General features: G+C 53.0%; 13 protein-coding genes. 9 read left to right on the plus strand and 4 right to left on the minus strand.

Going from position 1 to position 16,474, the window contains the following annotated elements; genetic code table 11:
* The first annotated feature begins 487 nt into the window (after nucleotides 1-487).
* Genes rho through OCA8868_RS12030 form a run of 6 tightly spaced genes read left to right on the plus strand, consistent with a single transcriptional unit; the run spans nucleotide 488 to nucleotide 7,269 of the window.
* Nucleotides 488-1,759 carry a transcription termination factor Rho gene (rho, locus tag OCA8868_RS12005; RefSeq protein WP_093997205.1) on the plus strand — a complete coding sequence of 424 codons (1,272 nt, stop codon included), beginning with the start codon at nucleotides 488-490 and terminating at the stop codon, nucleotides 1,757-1,759.
* 30 nt (nucleotides 1,760-1,789) lie between these two features.
* Complete coding sequence (mnmE, locus tag OCA8868_RS12010) at nucleotides 1,790-3,076, plus strand: tRNA uridine-5-carboxymethylaminomethyl(34) synthesis GTPase MnmE (protein ID WP_093996834.1); 1,287 nt, start codon at nucleotides 1,790-1,792, stop codon at nucleotides 3,074-3,076.
* 3 nt (nucleotides 3,077-3,079) lie between these two features.
* The gene (gene mnmG, locus OCA8868_RS12015) at nucleotides 3,080-4,957 is read left to right on the plus strand and encodes a tRNA uridine-5-carboxymethylaminomethyl(34) synthesis enzyme MnmG (protein ID WP_093996835.1); all 1,878 of its coding nucleotides are present in this window, start codon (nucleotides 3,080-3,082) and stop codon (nucleotides 4,955-4,957) included.
* Entirely contained in the window at nucleotides 4,954-5,574 is a 621-nt protein-coding gene (gene rsmG, locus OCA8868_RS12020; protein ID WP_093996836.1) for a 16S rRNA (guanine(527)-N(7))-methyltransferase RsmG, read from the plus strand. The genes mnmG and rsmG overlap by 4 nt, the downstream gene beginning before the upstream one ends.
* Nucleotides 5,564-6,382 (plus strand): ParA family protein, encoded by an 819-nt coding sequence (locus OCA8868_RS12025; protein WP_093996837.1) that lies wholly within the window; start codon nucleotides 5,564-5,566, stop codon nucleotides 6,380-6,382. Before rsmG ends, OCA8868_RS12025 begins: the two co-directional genes overlap by 11 nt.
* The gene (locus OCA8868_RS12030; protein ID WP_093996838.1) at nucleotides 6,379-7,269 is read left to right on the plus strand and encodes a ParB/RepB/Spo0J family partition protein; all 891 of its coding nucleotides are present in this window, start codon (nucleotides 6,379-6,381) and stop codon (nucleotides 7,267-7,269) included. Before OCA8868_RS12025 ends, OCA8868_RS12030 begins: the two co-directional genes overlap by 4 nt.
* Here OCA8868_RS12030 and hemW read toward each other — a convergent pair.
* From hemW to rph, 3 genes are read right to left on the minus strand one after another with little or no spacing between them, the layout of a single operon-like run.
* Nucleotides 7,266-8,414 carry a radical SAM family heme chaperone HemW gene (gene hemW / locus OCA8868_RS12035; protein WP_093996839.1) on the minus strand — a complete coding sequence of 383 codons (1,149 nt, stop codon included), beginning with the start codon at nucleotides 8,412-8,414 and terminating at the stop codon, nucleotides 7,266-7,268. The two genes, OCA8868_RS12030 and hemW, sit on opposite strands and share 4 nt — an antisense overlap.
* Complete coding sequence (rdgB, locus tag OCA8868_RS12040; RefSeq protein WP_093996840.1) at nucleotides 8,407-9,015, minus strand: RdgB/HAM1 family non-canonical purine NTP pyrophosphatase; 609 nt, start codon at nucleotides 9,013-9,015, stop codon at nucleotides 8,407-8,409. The genes hemW and rdgB overlap by 8 nt, the downstream gene beginning before the upstream one ends.
* The gene (rph, locus tag OCA8868_RS12045; RefSeq protein WP_093997206.1) at nucleotides 9,015-9,722 is read right to left on the minus strand and encodes a ribonuclease PH; all 708 of its coding nucleotides are present in this window, start codon (nucleotides 9,720-9,722) and stop codon (nucleotides 9,015-9,017) included. Before rph ends, rdgB begins: the two co-directional genes overlap by 1 nt.
* A gap of 114 nt (nucleotides 9,723-9,836) precedes the next feature.
* On the opposite strand from rph, the gene hrcA reads away from it, so the two are divergent.
* Complete coding sequence (gene hrcA, locus OCA8868_RS12050; protein WP_093996841.1) at nucleotides 9,837-10,901, plus strand: heat-inducible transcriptional repressor HrcA; 1,065 nt, start codon at nucleotides 9,837-9,839, stop codon at nucleotides 10,899-10,901.
* A 12-nt stretch (nucleotides 10,902-10,913) separates the two neighbouring features.
* Nucleotides 10,914-11,486: a nucleotide exchange factor GrpE gene (locus OCA8868_RS12055; RefSeq protein ID WP_093996842.1), complete on the plus strand. Its 573-nt coding sequence runs from the start codon at nucleotides 10,914-10,916 to the stop codon at nucleotides 11,484-11,486.
* Here the strand turns inward: OCA8868_RS12055 and mutS are convergent.
* Entirely contained in the window at nucleotides 11,470-14,094 is a 2,625-nt protein-coding gene (gene mutS, locus OCA8868_RS12060; RefSeq protein WP_093996843.1) for a DNA mismatch repair protein MutS, read from the minus strand. The two genes, OCA8868_RS12055 and mutS, sit on opposite strands and share 17 nt — an antisense overlap.
* 122 nt (nucleotides 14,095-14,216) lie before the next feature.
* Here mutS and OCA8868_RS12065 point away from each other — a divergent pair, with 122 nt between their 5' ends.
* Nucleotides 14,217-16,472 carry an NADP-dependent malic enzyme gene (locus OCA8868_RS12065; RefSeq protein ID WP_093996844.1) on the plus strand — a complete coding sequence of 752 codons (2,256 nt, stop codon included), beginning with the start codon at nucleotides 14,217-14,219 and terminating at the stop codon, nucleotides 16,470-16,472.
* The last annotated feature ends 2 nt before the right edge of the window (nucleotides 16,473-16,474 follow it).

Raw genomic sequence — 16,474 nt, forward strand, 5'->3', positions numbered from 1 at the left:
GGGCAACTCTTACTGACTAACATGAAACTTATGCGAGGTATCCCAATCTTAATCCCTGTTATCCACTTAGGATAAGGAAGAATCTGGTTTGTGGGTAAAAGTGCCGGGGACTCGTTCTATTGGTTTTTTCAAGCCGCTATTGGTACGTTTAATCTAATATAATCAGTCTCTTATGAAATTTCCAGCGTACTGCTTTTGTCATATTTTTTTTCACACTAGTGGATAAAGATGTGGACGCTCAGTCATTTTCAAGTTCCCCACATCCTCACTACAACAACAACCTTTTTATTCTTTTTTATTTAGAAGAAAGAAAACACTCAGCCTGATCGCTTTAATATCGAACGTCCTGAGCTAATTGACACATGATCTTAGAAAGCTTAGGCAAAGGCACCTTTCATTCGAAAGGCTTTTTCCTGATTAGATGACCAATGCTGTGATAACAGCCGGAGACCTATCGATGTCCGACGACGTAGTGATTGACGAAAACATCCCGACAGACCGTTTGAACCTAGCCGATCTGAAGGCGCAAAGCCCGAAAGACTTACTCTCTCTTGCTGAGGAGCTTGAGATCGAGAACGCATCGACGATGCGCAAGGGCGATATGATGTTCTCGATCCTAAAGGAGCGTGCTGAAGATGATTGGGTTATTGGTGGGGACGGCGTTCTTGAAGTCGTTCAGGATGGTTTCGGGTTTTTGCGTTCCCCTGGTGCGAACTACCTGCCGGGTCCAGATGATATCTACGTTTCGCCTGACATGATCCGAAAGCATGCCTTGCGTACAGGTGATACTGTCGAAGGTGTTATTAAGGCGCCACTGGAAACTGAGCGCTACTTTGCGCTGACCAAGGTTGAGAAAATCAACTTTGAAGAGCCAGAACGCGCTCGTCACAAAGTTGCTTTTGAAAACCTGACGCCGCTTTACCCTGAAGAGCGTCTTCAGATGGAAACCGATGATCCGACGACCAAAGATCGCTCCGCGCGGATTATCGACTTGGTTGCGCCTATTGGTAAAGGCCAACGTTCCTTGATCGTTGCCCCGCCACGTACTGGTAAAACGGTACTGCTTCAGAATATCGCCCATTCCATCGCCGCAAACCATCCTGAGTGTTATTTGATCGTTCTTCTGATTGATGAACGCCCGGAAGAAGTTACGGACATGCAGCGTTCTGTTCAGGGTGAAGTTGTTTCTTCGACCTTTGATGAACCAGCGTCGCGTCACGTTGCCGTTTCCGAAATGGTTATCGAAAAGGCCAAGCGTCTTGTTGAACATAAGCGCGACGTTGTGATCTTGCTCGATTCCATCACTCGTCTTGGTCGCGCGTTTAACACGACTGTGCCGTCGTCTGGTAAGGTTCTGACCGGTGGTGTGGACGCCAACGCGTTGCAGCGCCCTAAGCGTTTCTTTGGTGCTGCCCGGAATATCGAAGAAGGTGGTTCTCTGACGATCATCGCGACAGCCCTGATCGACACCGGTAGCCGCATGGACGAAGTCATCTTCGAAGAATTCAAAGGCACGGGTAACTCCGAAATCGTGCTGGATCGTAAGATCGCCGATAAACGTGTGTTCCCAGCGATGGACATTCTGAAATCTGGTACCCGTAAGGAAGACTTGCTGGTCGACAAAGTCGATCTTCAGAAAACCTACGTACTGCGCCGCATCTTGAATCCAATGGGAACAACAGATGCGATCGAATTCCTGATTTCGAAGCTGAAGCAGACTAAGACGAACTCAGACTTCTTCGACTCTATGAACACGTAGCTATTGTTTTAAAACAATGGGTTAACGGATATGGATACGATTTACGCCCTTGCATCGGCAGCCGGCAAAGCCGGTGTTTCAATCATCCGGATATCCGGCCCTGATACACTGCGGATCTGTGCAGATATCGGCGCGGAGATCAGAGAACATGATCGGAGGTTGGTGAGGCTGACATCCGAAGACGGCAGTTTGATTGATCAGGCTTTTGCGATCAGTTTCGGGCATGGTCGCAGCTTTACAGGGGAACAAGTTGTCGAACTTCACATCCATGGCTCACCAGCGATCGTTACAGCGGTTTTGGATCGGCTAAATGGGCTAGGTCTTCGCTTGGCTGAGGCCGGTGAATTCACAAGACGGGCCATGGATAATGGAATGCTCGATCTGGCGCAGGTCGAAGGCCTTGCCGATCTTATTGACGCCGAAACAGAAAGCCAACGTCGTCAAGCTGTACGGGTGTTTAACGGTGCACTCGGAAAGCTAGCGGATAGCTGGCGGTCTAAGTTGCTTCGCGCGGCGGCGCTTTTGGAGGCAACAATTGATTTCGTTGATGAGGACGTACCAGTCGATGTCTATCCTGAAGTTAACGAACTTATTAGTGCCGTCTCGGAAGAGGTCACGCACGAGGCCGCGGGCGTACGGGTTCGCGAAAGAGTCCGTGACGGATTCGAAGTCGCTCTCGTTGGGCCACCGAATTCCGGGAAGTCCACGCTACTGAACAGGCTGGCTGGTCGTGAGGCCGCCATTACATCTGACATCGCAGGAACCACACGCGACGTTATTGAGGTTCGCATGGACCTAGACGGACTGCCGGTGACCGTATTGGATACGGCAGGGCTTCGAGATTCAGACGATGTTTTAGAAGGCATTGGTATTGAACGCGGTCGGGTACGTGCCCAAAGCGCTGATGTCCGAATCCACCTGCTTGAGAATGATTTAGCGCAAGCGCCAAAAACCGAAAATGGGTTAGATATCTATTTGAAATCAAAGGCAGATCTTTCTGATACGACCTCTGAAACTTCCATTTCCGGTTTGACAGGGCTCGGAGTAGATCGCCTTCTTGAACAGATTTCGGACTACCTAAAGGAACAAATTGCAGGTGCAGGTGTTGCAACACGTACCCGCCATCAGGTTGCTTTGGAGAAAGCATCGATCGCGTTGGGTACGGTTACCTCAGGTTTGGAGAGCGGCGCTTTGCCGGTCGATCTTCTAGCAGAGGATTTGCGTACAGCCACTCGTGCTTTGGATAGTTTGATTGGTCGCGTTGATGTAGAGAACGTGCTAGGAGAGATCTTCTCGAGTTTTTGCATCGGCAAATAAGGATTGTTTCACGTGAAACATACATATGATGTTGTCATTATTGGCGGTGGGCACGCGGGTTGTGAAGCGGCTCACGCGTCCTCACGGTTGGGCGCTGACACTTTGCTTGTTACGCTGCGCAAAGGTGACTTGGGCGTCATGTCCTGCAACCCGGCTATTGGCGGGCTTGGGAAAGGCCACCTGGTACGCGAAATTGACGCTTTAGACGGCGTTATGGGTAAAGCCGCCGACTATGCCGGAATACAATTCCGGCTTCTAAATCGGAAAAAAGGCCCAGCTGTACAGGGGCCACGTACGCAAGCCGATCGAGTCCTCTATCGTAAAGGGATTCAGGACCTTACTGCGGCCCGATCAAATTTAAATGTATTGGAAGGCGAAGTAGTTGATCTGAGCTTGGACTCAGGAAAGGTCAACGGAGTTGAGCTTGCCGATGGTTCAGTCATTGCAGCTCGGGCAGTTGTCTTAACTTCCGGGACTTTTTTACGCGGAACAATTCACATTGGGGATACCTCTCACTCCGGTGGCCGCATGGGGGACGCCCCGTCGATCGCTCTCGCTGAACGGCTTGCATCCTACGACCTTCCAATGGGCCGACTAAAGACAGGTACGCCGCCTAGGTTGGATGGCCAGACAATCGATTGGGAAGGTCTCGATACGCAAGACGCCGATGCGGAACCAGAGCTTTTTTCGTTCTTGCATCGCGCCCCATTCGCCAAGCAGATAGCGTGCGGAATTACTCATACAAATGCCCAAACCCACGATATTATTGAAAAAAACTTGGCTCGCTCAGCTATGTATGGCGGTCATATCGACGGGGTGGGTCCACGGTACTGTCCGTCAATTGAAGACAAAGTTGTTAGGTTTGCGGAAAAAGATTCGCACCAGATCTTTCTTGAACCAGAAAGTCTGACCGGACACACGATTTATCCTAACGGGATTTCCACATCGCTGCCTATTGACGTTCAAGAAGACTACGTGCACTCAATTGTTGGTTTGGAAAATGCGAAGATTTTGCAGCCAGGCTATGCAATTGAATACGATTTTATCGATCCGAGAAGCCTCAGCTCGCAGCTAGAACTTAAAAATCTCCCCGGCCTGTACCTTGCCGGGCAGATAAATGGGACTACTGGCTATGAAGAAGCAGCCGGACAAGGTTTGGTTGCCGGTCTTAACGCGGCATCTTGCGCGCTTGATAAATCCCCGGTTTTATTTGATCGGGCGACTTCGTATATTGGCGTGATGGTTGATGATCTTACGGTTCGTGGCGTGACGGAGCCCTATCGAATGTTCACATCTCGGGCTGAATTTAGGCTTTCCCTTCGAGCGGACAACGCAGATCAAAGATTAACAGAATTCGGGCGCACTAGCGGTTTCATCGAAGAAGAGCGATGGAAGGCGTATAGCGAAAAGAAAGAAGCGCTCGAGAGCGGGCGTAACCTTTTAGCAGCGTCCTCAGTTTCCTCTCGCTCATTGAACGAAGCAGGCGTTAACGTCGGCGTTGATGGACCCAAGCGTACGCTGCTTGATGCCTTGAGCATCGCGGGAACTACGGTTGAATGCTTAGCAGTAATTGAGCCGGAACTAACTGTTATTAAAACGGAAATAGCGACCCAGCTAGAAAGAGACGCGCTATATTCGCATTATGTCGAACGGCAGGCACGTGACATTGAAGCGCTTAACAGGGACCGCGAAAAGTCAATTCCAGCTGACATGGACTACTCTGATATTCCCGGTTTATCCAATGAGTTAAAGGCAAAATTGCGCGCTGCTCTTCCTGACAATCTTGCCCAAGCGGCGCGGATTGATGGAATTACGCCCGCTGCCCTGATGCTTGTTGCTGCAGAAATTAAGAAGCGACAGCTGAAGGCGGTCGCATCATGACAGAAGAAGAATTGCTGGTTGGCGGAACGAGTGTTTCACGTGAAACATTTCAAAAACTTGAACAACTAAGCGCACTTATCATCAAATGGACGAAGTCAATTAACTTGATCTCGCCCAATAGCATTGCCGAGATCTGGGATCGCCATATCGTCGACAGCGCGCAGATCTATGAACTTGCCCCTTCAAATTGGGTAAACTGGGTAGATTTGGGGAGCGGTGGCGGTCTCCCTGCATTGGTTATTGCCCTCCTCGACCAAGAACGCCGTCAAATAACGTTAGTAGAAAGCGACCAACGCAAAAGTTTGTTTTTGAACACGGCAAAGCGAGAGCTCGATCTTAACTTGAAAGTCGTGAATAAACGAATTGAGTCAACGGACCTTAAGAACTTCGACGTTATGAGCGCACGTGCGCTCGCTCCGTTGCCCGATCTTTTAACCTTTGCCGTTCAATACCTTACCCCAGACGGTACTGCGATCTTGCCAAAAGGCGCGCGCTTCAACGAAGAGCTGGACCAAGCCCGTGAAGATTGGCACTTTGATGTAACGCCCCATCCAAGCCAAACAAACACCGACTCCCGAATTCTCGAAATCTCAAGGATACGTCGCCGTGAATCTTAGCCGCACAACGAACCCCAAGATCATTTCGGTTGCGAACCAGAAGGGCGGTGTTGGAAAGACAACAACGACAATTAACCTAGGTGCAGCACTTGCGCGTTCAGGCCGTCGTGTTCTTCTGATCGACCTTGACCCGCAAGGGAATGCGTCAACGGGACTCGGAATAGAACTCGCCGATCGAATTGAAACGACATTTGAGCTATTAACCGGAGACGCACTGCCTAGTGACGCTGCGTTGCCGACAAGTGTCGAAGATCTAATGATTATTCCCGCAACGACCGATCTTAGCTCTGCGGACATAAATCTAATGTCGAACGAAAAGCGAAGCTACATGCTTCACGATGCCCTCCATCAACCGGATATCGACGCACTAGATTTGGACTATATATTGATCGATTGTCCGCCATCCCTCAATATATTGACCGTAAATGCTATGATCGCGTCAGACGCGGTTGTTGTACCACTGCAAAGCGAATTCTTTGCCCTCGAAGGTTTGTCGCAGCTCATGCTTACCATCAGGGACATACGGCAAACCGCGAACTCGGCGCTCCGTATCGAAGGAATCGTTCTAACGATGTATGATAAGCGTAATAACCTTTGCCAGCAGGTTGAAGTGGATGCGCGTGAAAACCTAGGAGATCTCGTATTCAGGACCGTGATTCCAAGAAATGTCAGGTTGAGCGAGGCACCGTCCTACGCGCTTCCAATCATTGACTATGACCCGAATTCTAAAGGGTCTCACGCCTATCTGGCCTTCGCTGAAGAAATAATTTCACGCGAGCCTAACCCCAAACCCCGGAGAGCATCATGAACACACCAAAATCACCAAACCGGGGCCTTGGACGTGGGCTTTCCGCGTTGATGTCTGATGTGAACACGCCGAGTGCCGATACAAAAGAGGCTCCGAAAACAACGGGTCGAACATTGCCGGTCGATCAGATCTATCCGAACCCCGACCAACCACGACGGACATTTGATGACCAGGCGATGAGCGATCTCACAGCATCGATCGCTGAAAAAGGGATTATTCAACCTCTCATAGTTCGCAAGAAAGATAGCAAAAACGGGGCATACGAAATCGTTGCTGGTGAGCGTCGCTGGCGTGCAGCACAACGAGCGAAACTACACGAAGTTCCTGTAATCATACGTGAATTCACGGATGTTGAGGTTCTTGAAGTCGCAATTATTGAAAACATTCAACGCGCAGACCTAAACGCAATCGACGAGGCGGCTGGGTACAAGCAACTCATGGAGAAATTCGGGCGCACTCAAGAAGAGATGGGGAAGGCACTCAGTAAAAGTAGAAGCCACATTGCAAACTCTGTCCGTCTTCTAACGTTACCCGGTTCTGTTCAAGGGCTTGTGCAGGAGGGAAAACTGTCCGCCGGCCACGCACGGACACTTGTTGGTCACCCTGACGCTGACAGCCTTGCCGCCCAAATCGTAAAGAATGGCCTTTCAGTCCGCGACTCTGAGAAACTCACGAAAGCGACAAAGGCACCAACGAAAAGGACTTCTCGCGCCAAAACAGTGTCGAAAGACGCGGATACGGTTCAGATCGAAAAGGATCTTTCAGCGCACCTTGGAATGCGAGTGAGCATCAACCACGCTGAAGGTAAAGAAAACGGGCAGGTAACCTTAAGTTACCGTGATCTCGAACAATTAGATGACCTATTGCGCCTTCTGTCTGGCGGCTAAGACCCCAGCAAGTGGGCGATTACGGCGTTCAATACGGGTCGACCGCCTGGCGTAACAGTTAGGCGTGATCCCATGACCGATAGATGTCCCAAATCTACCAAGTAATTGATTTCGCTAAATTTATCGGCTATCCAACGCTCCGGCAACTCAATACCCTCGGCCATCCTAAGGCCCATAAGTACACGTTCGTCAGTCACTTCTGACGCACTAAGAGCGTGCGGCGGAATCTTTGCAATGGCACCTGTTTCGACCTGCTCAATCCAAAGCCCAGGACTCTTCACACTTACTGTCTCGTGGCGAAGGCCGTTCAAAGTCAGCCTCCCATGCGCACCGGGCCCAATCCCAGCCCAATCCCCAGATCGCCAGTAAATCAGGTTATGTTTGCTCTCTTCGCCCTTTTTGGCATGATTAGACACTTCATAGGCCGACAAACCAGCCTCTTCACACGTCGCTTGCGTAATGTCCCACATGTCCGCACCAAGGTCTTCATTCGGCAGCCCCCTCAGCAATCCCCGTTTGAAACGGTCACCAAATGCGGTGCCCTCTTCAATTGTCAGTTGATAAAGTGACAAATGATCGGGATCGAAAGAAAGCGCGTGATTCAACTCGGCCAGCCACTGTTCAGCCGTTTGATCTTGCCTCGCATAGATCAGATCGAAACTAACACGATCAAACGTAGAACGCGCCAACTCAACAGCTGACAACGCCTCTTTGGCCGAATGCAATCGGCCAAGCGCTTTTAGGTCGGGGTCATTCAGTGCCTGAACACCAATCGAAACGCGATTCACACCCGCGGCGTGATACCCCGCAAACCGACCAGCCTCAATTGACGTCGGATTTGCTTCCAACGTGATTTCAATATCATTCGCAAGACGCCAAGATTTCCGAACTCTGTTCAAAATCCGCTCAACGGTATTGACGTCCATGAGGCTCGGCGTCCCGCCGCCAAAGAAAACCGAATTCAGAACACGGTCAGGTGTCATAGCTGCGACGCGATCAATCTCGCTTTCAAACGCGCTCGCCCAACGCGCCTGATCAATCGAAGCGACAACATGGGAATTGAAATCACAATAGGGGCACTTCGCTTGGCAAAACGGCCAATGAACATAAAGTCCAAAGCCTCCGTCGCGCCATGCTTCAGGCAAAACAGCCCTCGATCAATTTGGCAAAGGCATCTGCGCGGTGGCTGATCTTATTTTTTTCCCAACGGTCCATTTCCCCGAAGGTTTGTGAATATCCGTCAGGCTGGAAAATCGGATCGTATCCATGCCCTTGATCACCGCGCATTGGCCAAACCAAACGACCTGGCATTATGCCTTCGAAAACTTCGTCGTGGCCATCCGGCCAAGCCAAAACTAAACAACACCGGAATTGCGCAAGGCGCGGTTCTGGTGCGTTGCGTGCTTCCAATTCGTCCCACGTACGCGTCATCGCTTTCACGAAATCGCGGCCATTCGGGGTCTCGGCCCAATCCGCAGTATAAACACCGGGCGCGCCGTCCAGCCCATCAACAGTAATGCCGCTATCGTCTGACAAGGCCGGCATACCAGTTGCCTTTACCGCTGCTTGCGCCTTGATCCGTGCATTTCCAACAAACGTCGTTTCGGTTTCCTCGGGCTCTGGCAAGTCGTGGTCAGCATTCGACGAAACAGCGACCCCAAATGGCGACAACAAATCCGCCATCTCTTCCAGCTTCCCGCGATTGTGCGTCGCGATCAGCAGCTCTGTTCCCTCAAACTTTCGCATTAGGAAACTGCCTCCAACTGCGCTGCCGACAGTTCCGCAATGCCTTTATCGGCTAAGTCCATCATCGCATTCATCTGATCGCGCGAGAACGTAGACCCCTCGGCGGACATCTGAATTTCGATCAGCTTGTCACCGGTCATAACGAAGTTCCCATCAACACCGGCCTCAGAGTCTTCGGGGTAGTCGAGGTCCAGAACAGACTGACCAGCATAAACACCACAGGACACAGCCGCGACCGGAACCAGCAACGGATCAGAAATCACATCGCCCGCTTTCATCAGCTTTTGCACGGCTAGTTTCAGCGCAACCCAGCCACCCGTGATAGATGCACAACGCGTTCCACCGTCCGCTTGGATCACATCACAATCAACAACAATTTGACGTTCGCCCAAGGCAACGCGATCAACACCCGCCCGCAATGAGCGGCCAATCAAACGTTGAATTTCCTGCGTCCGTCCACTCTGCCCGTTCTTGGCTTCACGGCGCATCCGCGTGTTCGTCGCACGTGGCAGCATTCCGTATTCAGCAGTCACCCACCCAAGACCGGAGTTCTTAAGAAACGGTGGTACGCGTTCATCAATCGACGCCGTGCAAAGCACATGGGTGTCGCCACACTTAATCAAGCACGATCCTTCCGCATGGCGCGTTACGCCTGTCTCAATCGAAATCGTCCGCATTTCATCAATCTGTCGTCCAGAGGGGCGCATCGCATGTCCTTTCATAGGTTTCCCAACGGTTACGCGCACCCTCACAAAATTCCAACCCCGATTGACCTTTCGTGAGGCTCGTTCATAACTGTCGATGCCCATTGGAATGGATGCATGACCGACCAAACGCCAAAGCTCGACGAAATGAACACCCGCTCACGCGAGGTGTTTCGCCGTGTCGTCGAGGGTTACCTTGAAACAGGTGCGCCTGTCGGGTCGCGCACCCTGACGCGCAGCCTGTCCGAACAAGTCAGCGCCGCCACCATTCGCAACGTCATGGCTGACCTCGAACATCTCGGCCTCATCGGCAGCCCCCACATCAGCGCCGGCCGCATTCCTACCCAACAGGGATTGCGCATGTTCGTTGATGGCATTCTTGAGGTCGGTGATCTCAACGGAACGGACCGCGCCAAGATCGATCAAACGATGGGCGGTAACGATGATGATGTCAGCACCCTCCTTGACCGTGTTGGCTCCGCCCTTTCTGGCGTTACGCATGGCGCCAGTCTTGTTCTCACGCCAAAGCACGAGGAAGCGCCGATCAAACATGTCGAATTCGTAAGCCTTGCAGCAGATCGCGGCCTCGTTGTTCTGGTGTTTGCTGACGGTCACGTCGAAAACCGCGTCTTCACGCCGCCACCCGGTCAAACCCCCTCCTCCATGCGCGAAGCCACAAACTTTATTAACGCGGTAGCCGAAGGCCGCACCCTTTCCGAACTCGGCACCGCCATCTCTCGCGAAGTGAACGCCCGCCGACAGGAAATCGATGTCCTCGCACGCGAGCTCATCGATTCAGGCGCCGCCATGTGGGAGAACAAAGGCGAATCAACAGAACGCCTGATTGTACGCGGCCGCGGAAACCTGATTTCTGACGAAGACACCGAAGACCTAGACCGCATTCGCACCCTGTTTGACGACCTCGAACGCAAACGTGATATCGCTGATTTCCTTGAATTGACGGACACTGGCGAAGGTGTGCGCATTTTCATTGGCTCAGAGAACAAACTTTTCTCACTTTCGGGTTCCTCTTTGGTGGTTTCTCCTTATATGAACGCTGATCGTAAGATTGTGGGTGCGGTCGGGGTCATTGGACCCACGCGCCTGAACTACGGGCGCATTGTGCCCATCGTGGATTACACTGCGCAGCTGGTCGGGAAACTGATCTCTGATCGCGGATAAGGAACGTAAGTTATGGCTGAGAACGAAAACGAAAACCAATTCCTCGACGACATCATGGCGGATCCGCTTGGCGGACCCGAAGATGAAATGACATTGGATGAAATGGCTGAAGAAGACGATAACATCGTCGCCCTGAAGTCCGAGATTTCAGAGGTGAAGGACGCCTACATGCGCGCCCTCGCCGATCTCGAAAACACCCGTAAACGCTCTGAGCGTGACCGTCGCGAAGCCGAGAACTACGGCGGCTCCCGTTTGGCCCGCGATCTGCTTCCGGTGTACGACAATCTCGAACGCGCGCTTCAAATGGCGAAGGAAGACGGTAAAGAAGGCGACAAAGCCCTTCTCGAAGGCGTTGAACTCACAATGCGCGCGCTGATCGGGGTGTTCAAAAAGCACGGTATCGACCCTATCGTTGCCGAAGTTGGCGAAAAGTTCGACGCGCACATCCACGAAGCCATGTTCGAAGCGCCCCTGCCCGGCACGCAAGCTGGCGACATTATTCAGGTCGCTTCAACGGGCTTCATGTTGCACGATCGCCTCTTGCGCCCTGCGCAGGTCGGCGTGTCTTCTACTCCGAAGTCTTAACCAAACCACGAAGCTCATAGATCAGATCAAGCGCTTCTTTCGGCGACAGATCATCGGGCAAAACATCTTTCAACCGCGCCTCCACCTCGGACGGCGCGGTTTTTTGTGGCGCGGGTGCGGGCGTCGCGCTGAACAACGGCAAATCGTCGATCACCGCCTTCTGTTTCCCCTCACGTTCCCCCTTCTCCAATGCTTCCAAAACGACCTTGGCCCGTTCAACGACCTTGGATGGCAACCCAGCAAGCCGCGCAACCTGCACACCATACGACCGATCCGCAGTTCCACGTTTTACCTCGTGAAGGAAAATCACGTCCCCGTCCCATTCCTTAACAGTCACCGTCGCGTTCGCCACGGAATCCAACTTGTCAGACAGGCTGGTCATCTCGTGGTAATGGGTGGCGAACAACGCGCGGCAACGGTTCACGTCATGCAGATGTTCCAACGTGGCCCATGCAATCGAAAGCCCGTCATACGTCGCGGTCCCGCGCCCGATTTCATCTAGAATGACCAATGCACGGTCATCCGCTTGGTTTAAAATCGCAGCGGTTTCGACCATCTCCACCATAAACGTTGACTGGCCTTTGCTCAGATCATCAGACGCACCAACACGGCTGAAAATCTGGCTCACAACGCCAATTGTCGCGTCTTTCGCGGGAACAAAGGCCCCCATCTGCGCCAGCACGGCGATCAATGCGTTCTGGCGAAGGTAGGTCGACTTACCGGCCATGTTTGGCCCCGTCAAAAGCCAGATCGACTCATCGCTAAGGTCGCAATCGTTCGCGACAAACTGCGTCCCGCTCGGCTTCAGCGCCGCTTCAACAACTGGGTGCCGCCCATCCGTGATCACAAATTCCCGATCTGCCGTCATAGTTGGGCGCGACCACCCTTCCTCACGCGCCAATCGTGCCAAAGCAGCGGTCAAATCAAATTCCGCAAGCGCACGGGCCAGCACAAACAATTTCGGCGCTTGATCAAGAATTGCGCCACTTAAGGTGGAATAGAGACGCTTTTCGATCTCCAAACATCGCCCACCAGCGTTCAAAATGCGCGTTTCCAGCTCAGACAGCTCAACAGTCGTAAACCGAACTTGGTTTGCAGTCGTCTGTCGATGAATGAATGTCTCAGATAGTGGCGCGGCGAGCATTTTGGCTGAATGAGTCGCTGTGACTTCAATAAAATAGCCTAGCACATTGTTGTGCTTGATCTTCAGGCTCGTAATCTCGGTCTGTTCGGCATAACGGCTTTGCAATGCGGCGATCACGGAACGCCCTTCATCGCGCAATGACCTGAATTCATCCAATTCGGCGTCAAAACCCGTCGCAACAAACCCACCGTCACGCGTCAACAGTGGTGGATCAGCAATCAACGCCTCATCCAACAGGTTCAGTAACGCCTCCTGCCCGACCAAATCCTGCGCCGCTTTCGACAAAACCTCCGGCATCTCTTTTGGCAAAGCGTCCGCAATCAATCCAGCCTGCGAAATCGCACTTCTGATCGCCGTCATGTCCCGCGGGCCACCGCGATCCAGCGAAAGTCGCGACAAAGCGCGGTCCAAATCCGGAACTTCGCGCAATCGATCTTCCAACAACGCAGCTACGTCCCCGTTCTCCAAACAACACGCAACAGCGTCTTGCCGCGCATTGATTTCGGCCAAATCACGGGACGGCGAAGACAAACGACGCTCCAAAAGACGCGCCCCACCCGCCGTTTGCGTTTTATCAATCACAGACAAAAGCGACCCCGCACGCCCACCATTCATCCCGTGCGTTAATTCCAACGATTTACGCGTCGACGCATCAATCTGCATCGCCGCTTCGCGTTTTTCGCGGACAGGCGGGCGCAACAACGGAAGCTTACCCTTCTGCGTGATATCCAGATATTCAACTACAGCCGCCATCGCGGCAACTTCGGCACGATCAAACGCACCAAACCCATCCAAAGATTTCACAGAATAGAGACTATTCAAGCGCTTTTCGCCGTTTGTGCTGTCAAACGCTGCATTCCCTAAAACCGTCACCGCAGCGCCGGCATCTTCGATAACCGACGTAAAATCCGCCTCACCAGCTTCGGATATCAGCACTTCTTTCGGGCTCAGTCGCGCCAATTCCGGCCCCAACGTCCCACCATCGCAGGCCATCACCGAAAATGCGCCAGTTGAAATATCGACCCAAGCCAATGCCCCTGCCCCACGCACATTCGCATAGGACGCAAGGAAATTGTGGCGCCGCGCATCCAGCAAAGAATCTTCAGTCAGCGTTCCGGGCGTCACAACACGCGTCACCCCGCGTTTCACAACCGCCTTATACCCGCGCTTCTTCGCCTCGGCGGGGCTTTCCAACTGTTCGCAAACCGCAACACGGTGCCCTTTGCGAATAAGCGTCAGAAAATATCCCTCAGCGGCATGATGCGGAACACCGCACATTGCAATATCTTCACCAAGGTGCTTACCGCGTTTGGTCAGCGCAATATCCAACGCACCCGCCGCCACAACAGCGTCGTCAAAGAACAGCTCGTAAAAATCGCCCATCCGATAGAACAACAACGCGTCCGGATGGTTCGCCTTGATCTCTAGAAACTGCGCCATCATTGGCGTGACTGTGCCGCTCATAAATCCCCCCGGATCTGCTTCGTGCAACCTACTGCTCCAATGTTAGCGACGAAAGTGCAAAAACCTACCATTGCGGGGGCAATGCCTCGCCCTTATCAAGGCCCGACGCAAGGGAGAGTAACATGGCGAACAATCGGATCACGCGCGAAGACGCATTGGCATTCCACCTAGACCCAACACCGGGCAAGTGGGAGATCCAAGCGACAGTCCCAATGACAACCCAGCGCGACCTGTCCCTGGCCTATTCACCTGGCGTTGCGGTGCCATGCGAAGAAATCGCCGAGAACCCTGAACTCGCCTATGACTACACTAACAAGGGCAACCTCGTCGCCGTGATTTCAAACGGCACGGCAGTCCTTGGCCTCGGTAATCTTGGCGCGCTGGGCTCTAAGCCGGTGATGGAAGGCAAGGCGGTCCTGTTCAAACGTTTTGCCGACGTGAACTCCATCGACATCGAACTTGATACCGAAGATCCAGATGCGTTCTGCAACGCGGTCAAACTGATGGGTCCAACCTTTGGCGGCATCAACCTCGAAGACATCAAAGCGCCCGAATGCTTCATCATCGAACAGCGTCTTAAAGAAGAAATGGACATTCCGGTCTTCCATGATGACCAGCACGGCACGGCCGTTATCTGCGCCGCAGGTCTGATCAATGCGCTGTACATCTCCGGCAAGAAAATCGAAGACGTCAAAATCGTGCTGAACGGGGCAGGGGCCGCGGGCATCGCCTGTATCGAACTCCTCAAATCCATGGGCGCCAAGCACGAGCATTGCATCGTCTGCGACACCAAAGGCGTGATCTACCAAGGTCGTACCGACGGCATGAACCAATGGAAGTCCGCGCACGCGATCAAGACTGAACTGCGCACCCTCGAAGAGGCAATGAATGGCGCGGATGTTTTCCTAGGTGTTTCGGCAAAAGGAGCGGTTACGCCCGAGATGGTCGCCAACATGGCCGACAATCCTGTCATCTTCGCGATGGCAAACCCTGATCCGGAAATCACTCCCGAAGAAGCCCACGCTGTACGCGTCGACGCGATCGTCGCAACCGGCCGTAGTGACTATCCAAACCAAGTGAACAACGTCCTCGGTTTCCCTTACCTGTTCCGCGGCGCACTCGACATTCATGCACGTGCCATCAATGACGAAATGAAAATTGCTTGTGCGCACGCGCTTGCCCAACTCGCCCGTGAAGACGTGCCTGACGAAGTAGCCGTCGCTTATGGACGCAAACTTACATTCGGTCGCGACTACATTATTCCAACGCCGTTTGACCCGCGCCTTATCCACGTCATTCCGCCAGCGGTCGCGCGTGCAGGCATGGATACAGGCGTCGCGCGTCGCCCGATTGTCGATGTCGAAAGCTACGAAGAATCCCTCAAAACGCGCATGGACCCAACGGCGTCCATCCTTCGCGGGATCAACGCGCGCGCACGTGCCAACCAGCACACTATCGTCTTTGCCGAAGGTGACGATCCACGCATTTTGCGTGCTGCCGTCCAGTATCAACGGTCCGGCTTTGGCCGTGCCCTTGTCGTTGGACGCGAAGAGGACGTTAAGGCAAAACTTACTGCCGCTGGGTTGGCGGATGCCGTTCGCGAATTGCGCGTTGTGAACGCGGCAAACACGAAGCACCTCGATAGCTACAAAGACTTTTTGTACGAACGCCTGCAACGTAAAGGCCACGACCGAAGCGACATTCACCGCATGGCGTCGCGGGATCGTCACGTGTTCGCGTCACTCATGCTGGCCCACGGTCATGCGGATGGAATGGTCACTGGTGCAACTCGTAAATCCGCCCATGTTCTTGAACTGATCAATCATGTGTTTGACGCAAGCCCGCATGACGGTGTTGCAGGCGTTACAGCGGTTCTGAACAAAGGGCGCATCGTGTTAATAGCTGATACGTTGGTTCACGAATGGCCAGATGAAAACGATCTCGCCGACATCGCAGAGCAGGGCGCCTACGTCGCGCGTCGCCTCGGGCTCGAGCCTCGCGTTGCCTTCGTTTCGTTCTCGACATTCGGTTATCCGGTTTCTGAGCGTGCCGAAAAAATGCACATGGCGCCCGACGTCTTGGACGTGCGCGGCGTCGATTTTGAGTACGAAGGCGAAATGACTGTCGACGTAGCACTGAACGCCAAAGCGCAAGAGGCCTACCCCTTCTCGCGCCTCACAGGTCCGGCCAACATTCTCGTCGTTCCAGCACGCCATTCCGCATCTATTTCCGTGAAACTGATGCAAGAAATGGCTGACGCGACTGTCATTGGCCCAATCCTCGCGGGTATCGATAAGCCAATCCAGATTTGTTCAACCGGCGCGACGGTCAACGACATCCTGAACATGGCCGTTCTTGCCTCCAGCACATCGAAATAGCC

The sequence above is a fragment of the Octadecabacter ascidiaceicola genome, from assembly GCF_900185015.1.
Taxonomy (GTDB): domain Bacteria; phylum Pseudomonadota; class Alphaproteobacteria; order Rhodobacterales; family Rhodobacteraceae; genus Octadecabacter; species Octadecabacter ascidiaceicola.

What these genes read in the sequence shown, in the direction of transcription:
- mnmE (WP_093996834.1), top strand. Translation starts at nt 1,790, where the DNA reads ATGGATACGATTTACGCCCTTGCATCGGCAGCCGGCAAAGCCGGTGTT.
- rsmG (WP_093996836.1), top strand. Translation starts at nt 4,954, where the DNA reads ATGACAGAAGAAGAATTGCTGGTTGGCGGAACGAGTGTTTCACGTGAA.
- OCA8868_RS12030 (WP_093996838.1), top strand. Translation starts at nt 6,379, where the DNA reads ATGAACACACCAAAATCACCAAACCGGGGCCTTGGACGTGGGCTTTCC.
- rdgB (WP_093996840.1), bottom strand. Translation starts at nt 9,015, where the DNA reads ATGCGAAAGTTTGAGGGAACAGAGCTGCTGATCGCGACGCACAATCGC.
- rph (WP_093997206.1), bottom strand. Translation starts at nt 9,722, where the DNA reads ATGCGCCCCTCTGGACGACAGATTGATGAAATGCGGACGATTTCGATT.
- hrcA (WP_093996841.1), top strand. Translation starts at nt 9,837, where the DNA reads ATGACCGACCAAACGCCAAAGCTCGACGAAATGAACACCCGCTCACGC.
- OCA8868_RS12055 (WP_093996842.1), top strand. Translation starts at nt 10,914, where the DNA reads ATGGCTGAGAACGAAAACGAAAACCAATTCCTCGACGACATCATGGCG.
- mutS (WP_093996843.1), bottom strand. Translation starts at nt 14,094, where the DNA reads ATGAGCGGCACAGTCACGCCAATGATGGCGCAGTTTCTAGAGATCAAG.
- OCA8868_RS12065 (WP_093996844.1), top strand. Translation starts at nt 14,217, where the DNA reads ATGGCGAACAATCGGATCACGCGCGAAGACGCATTGGCATTCCACCTA.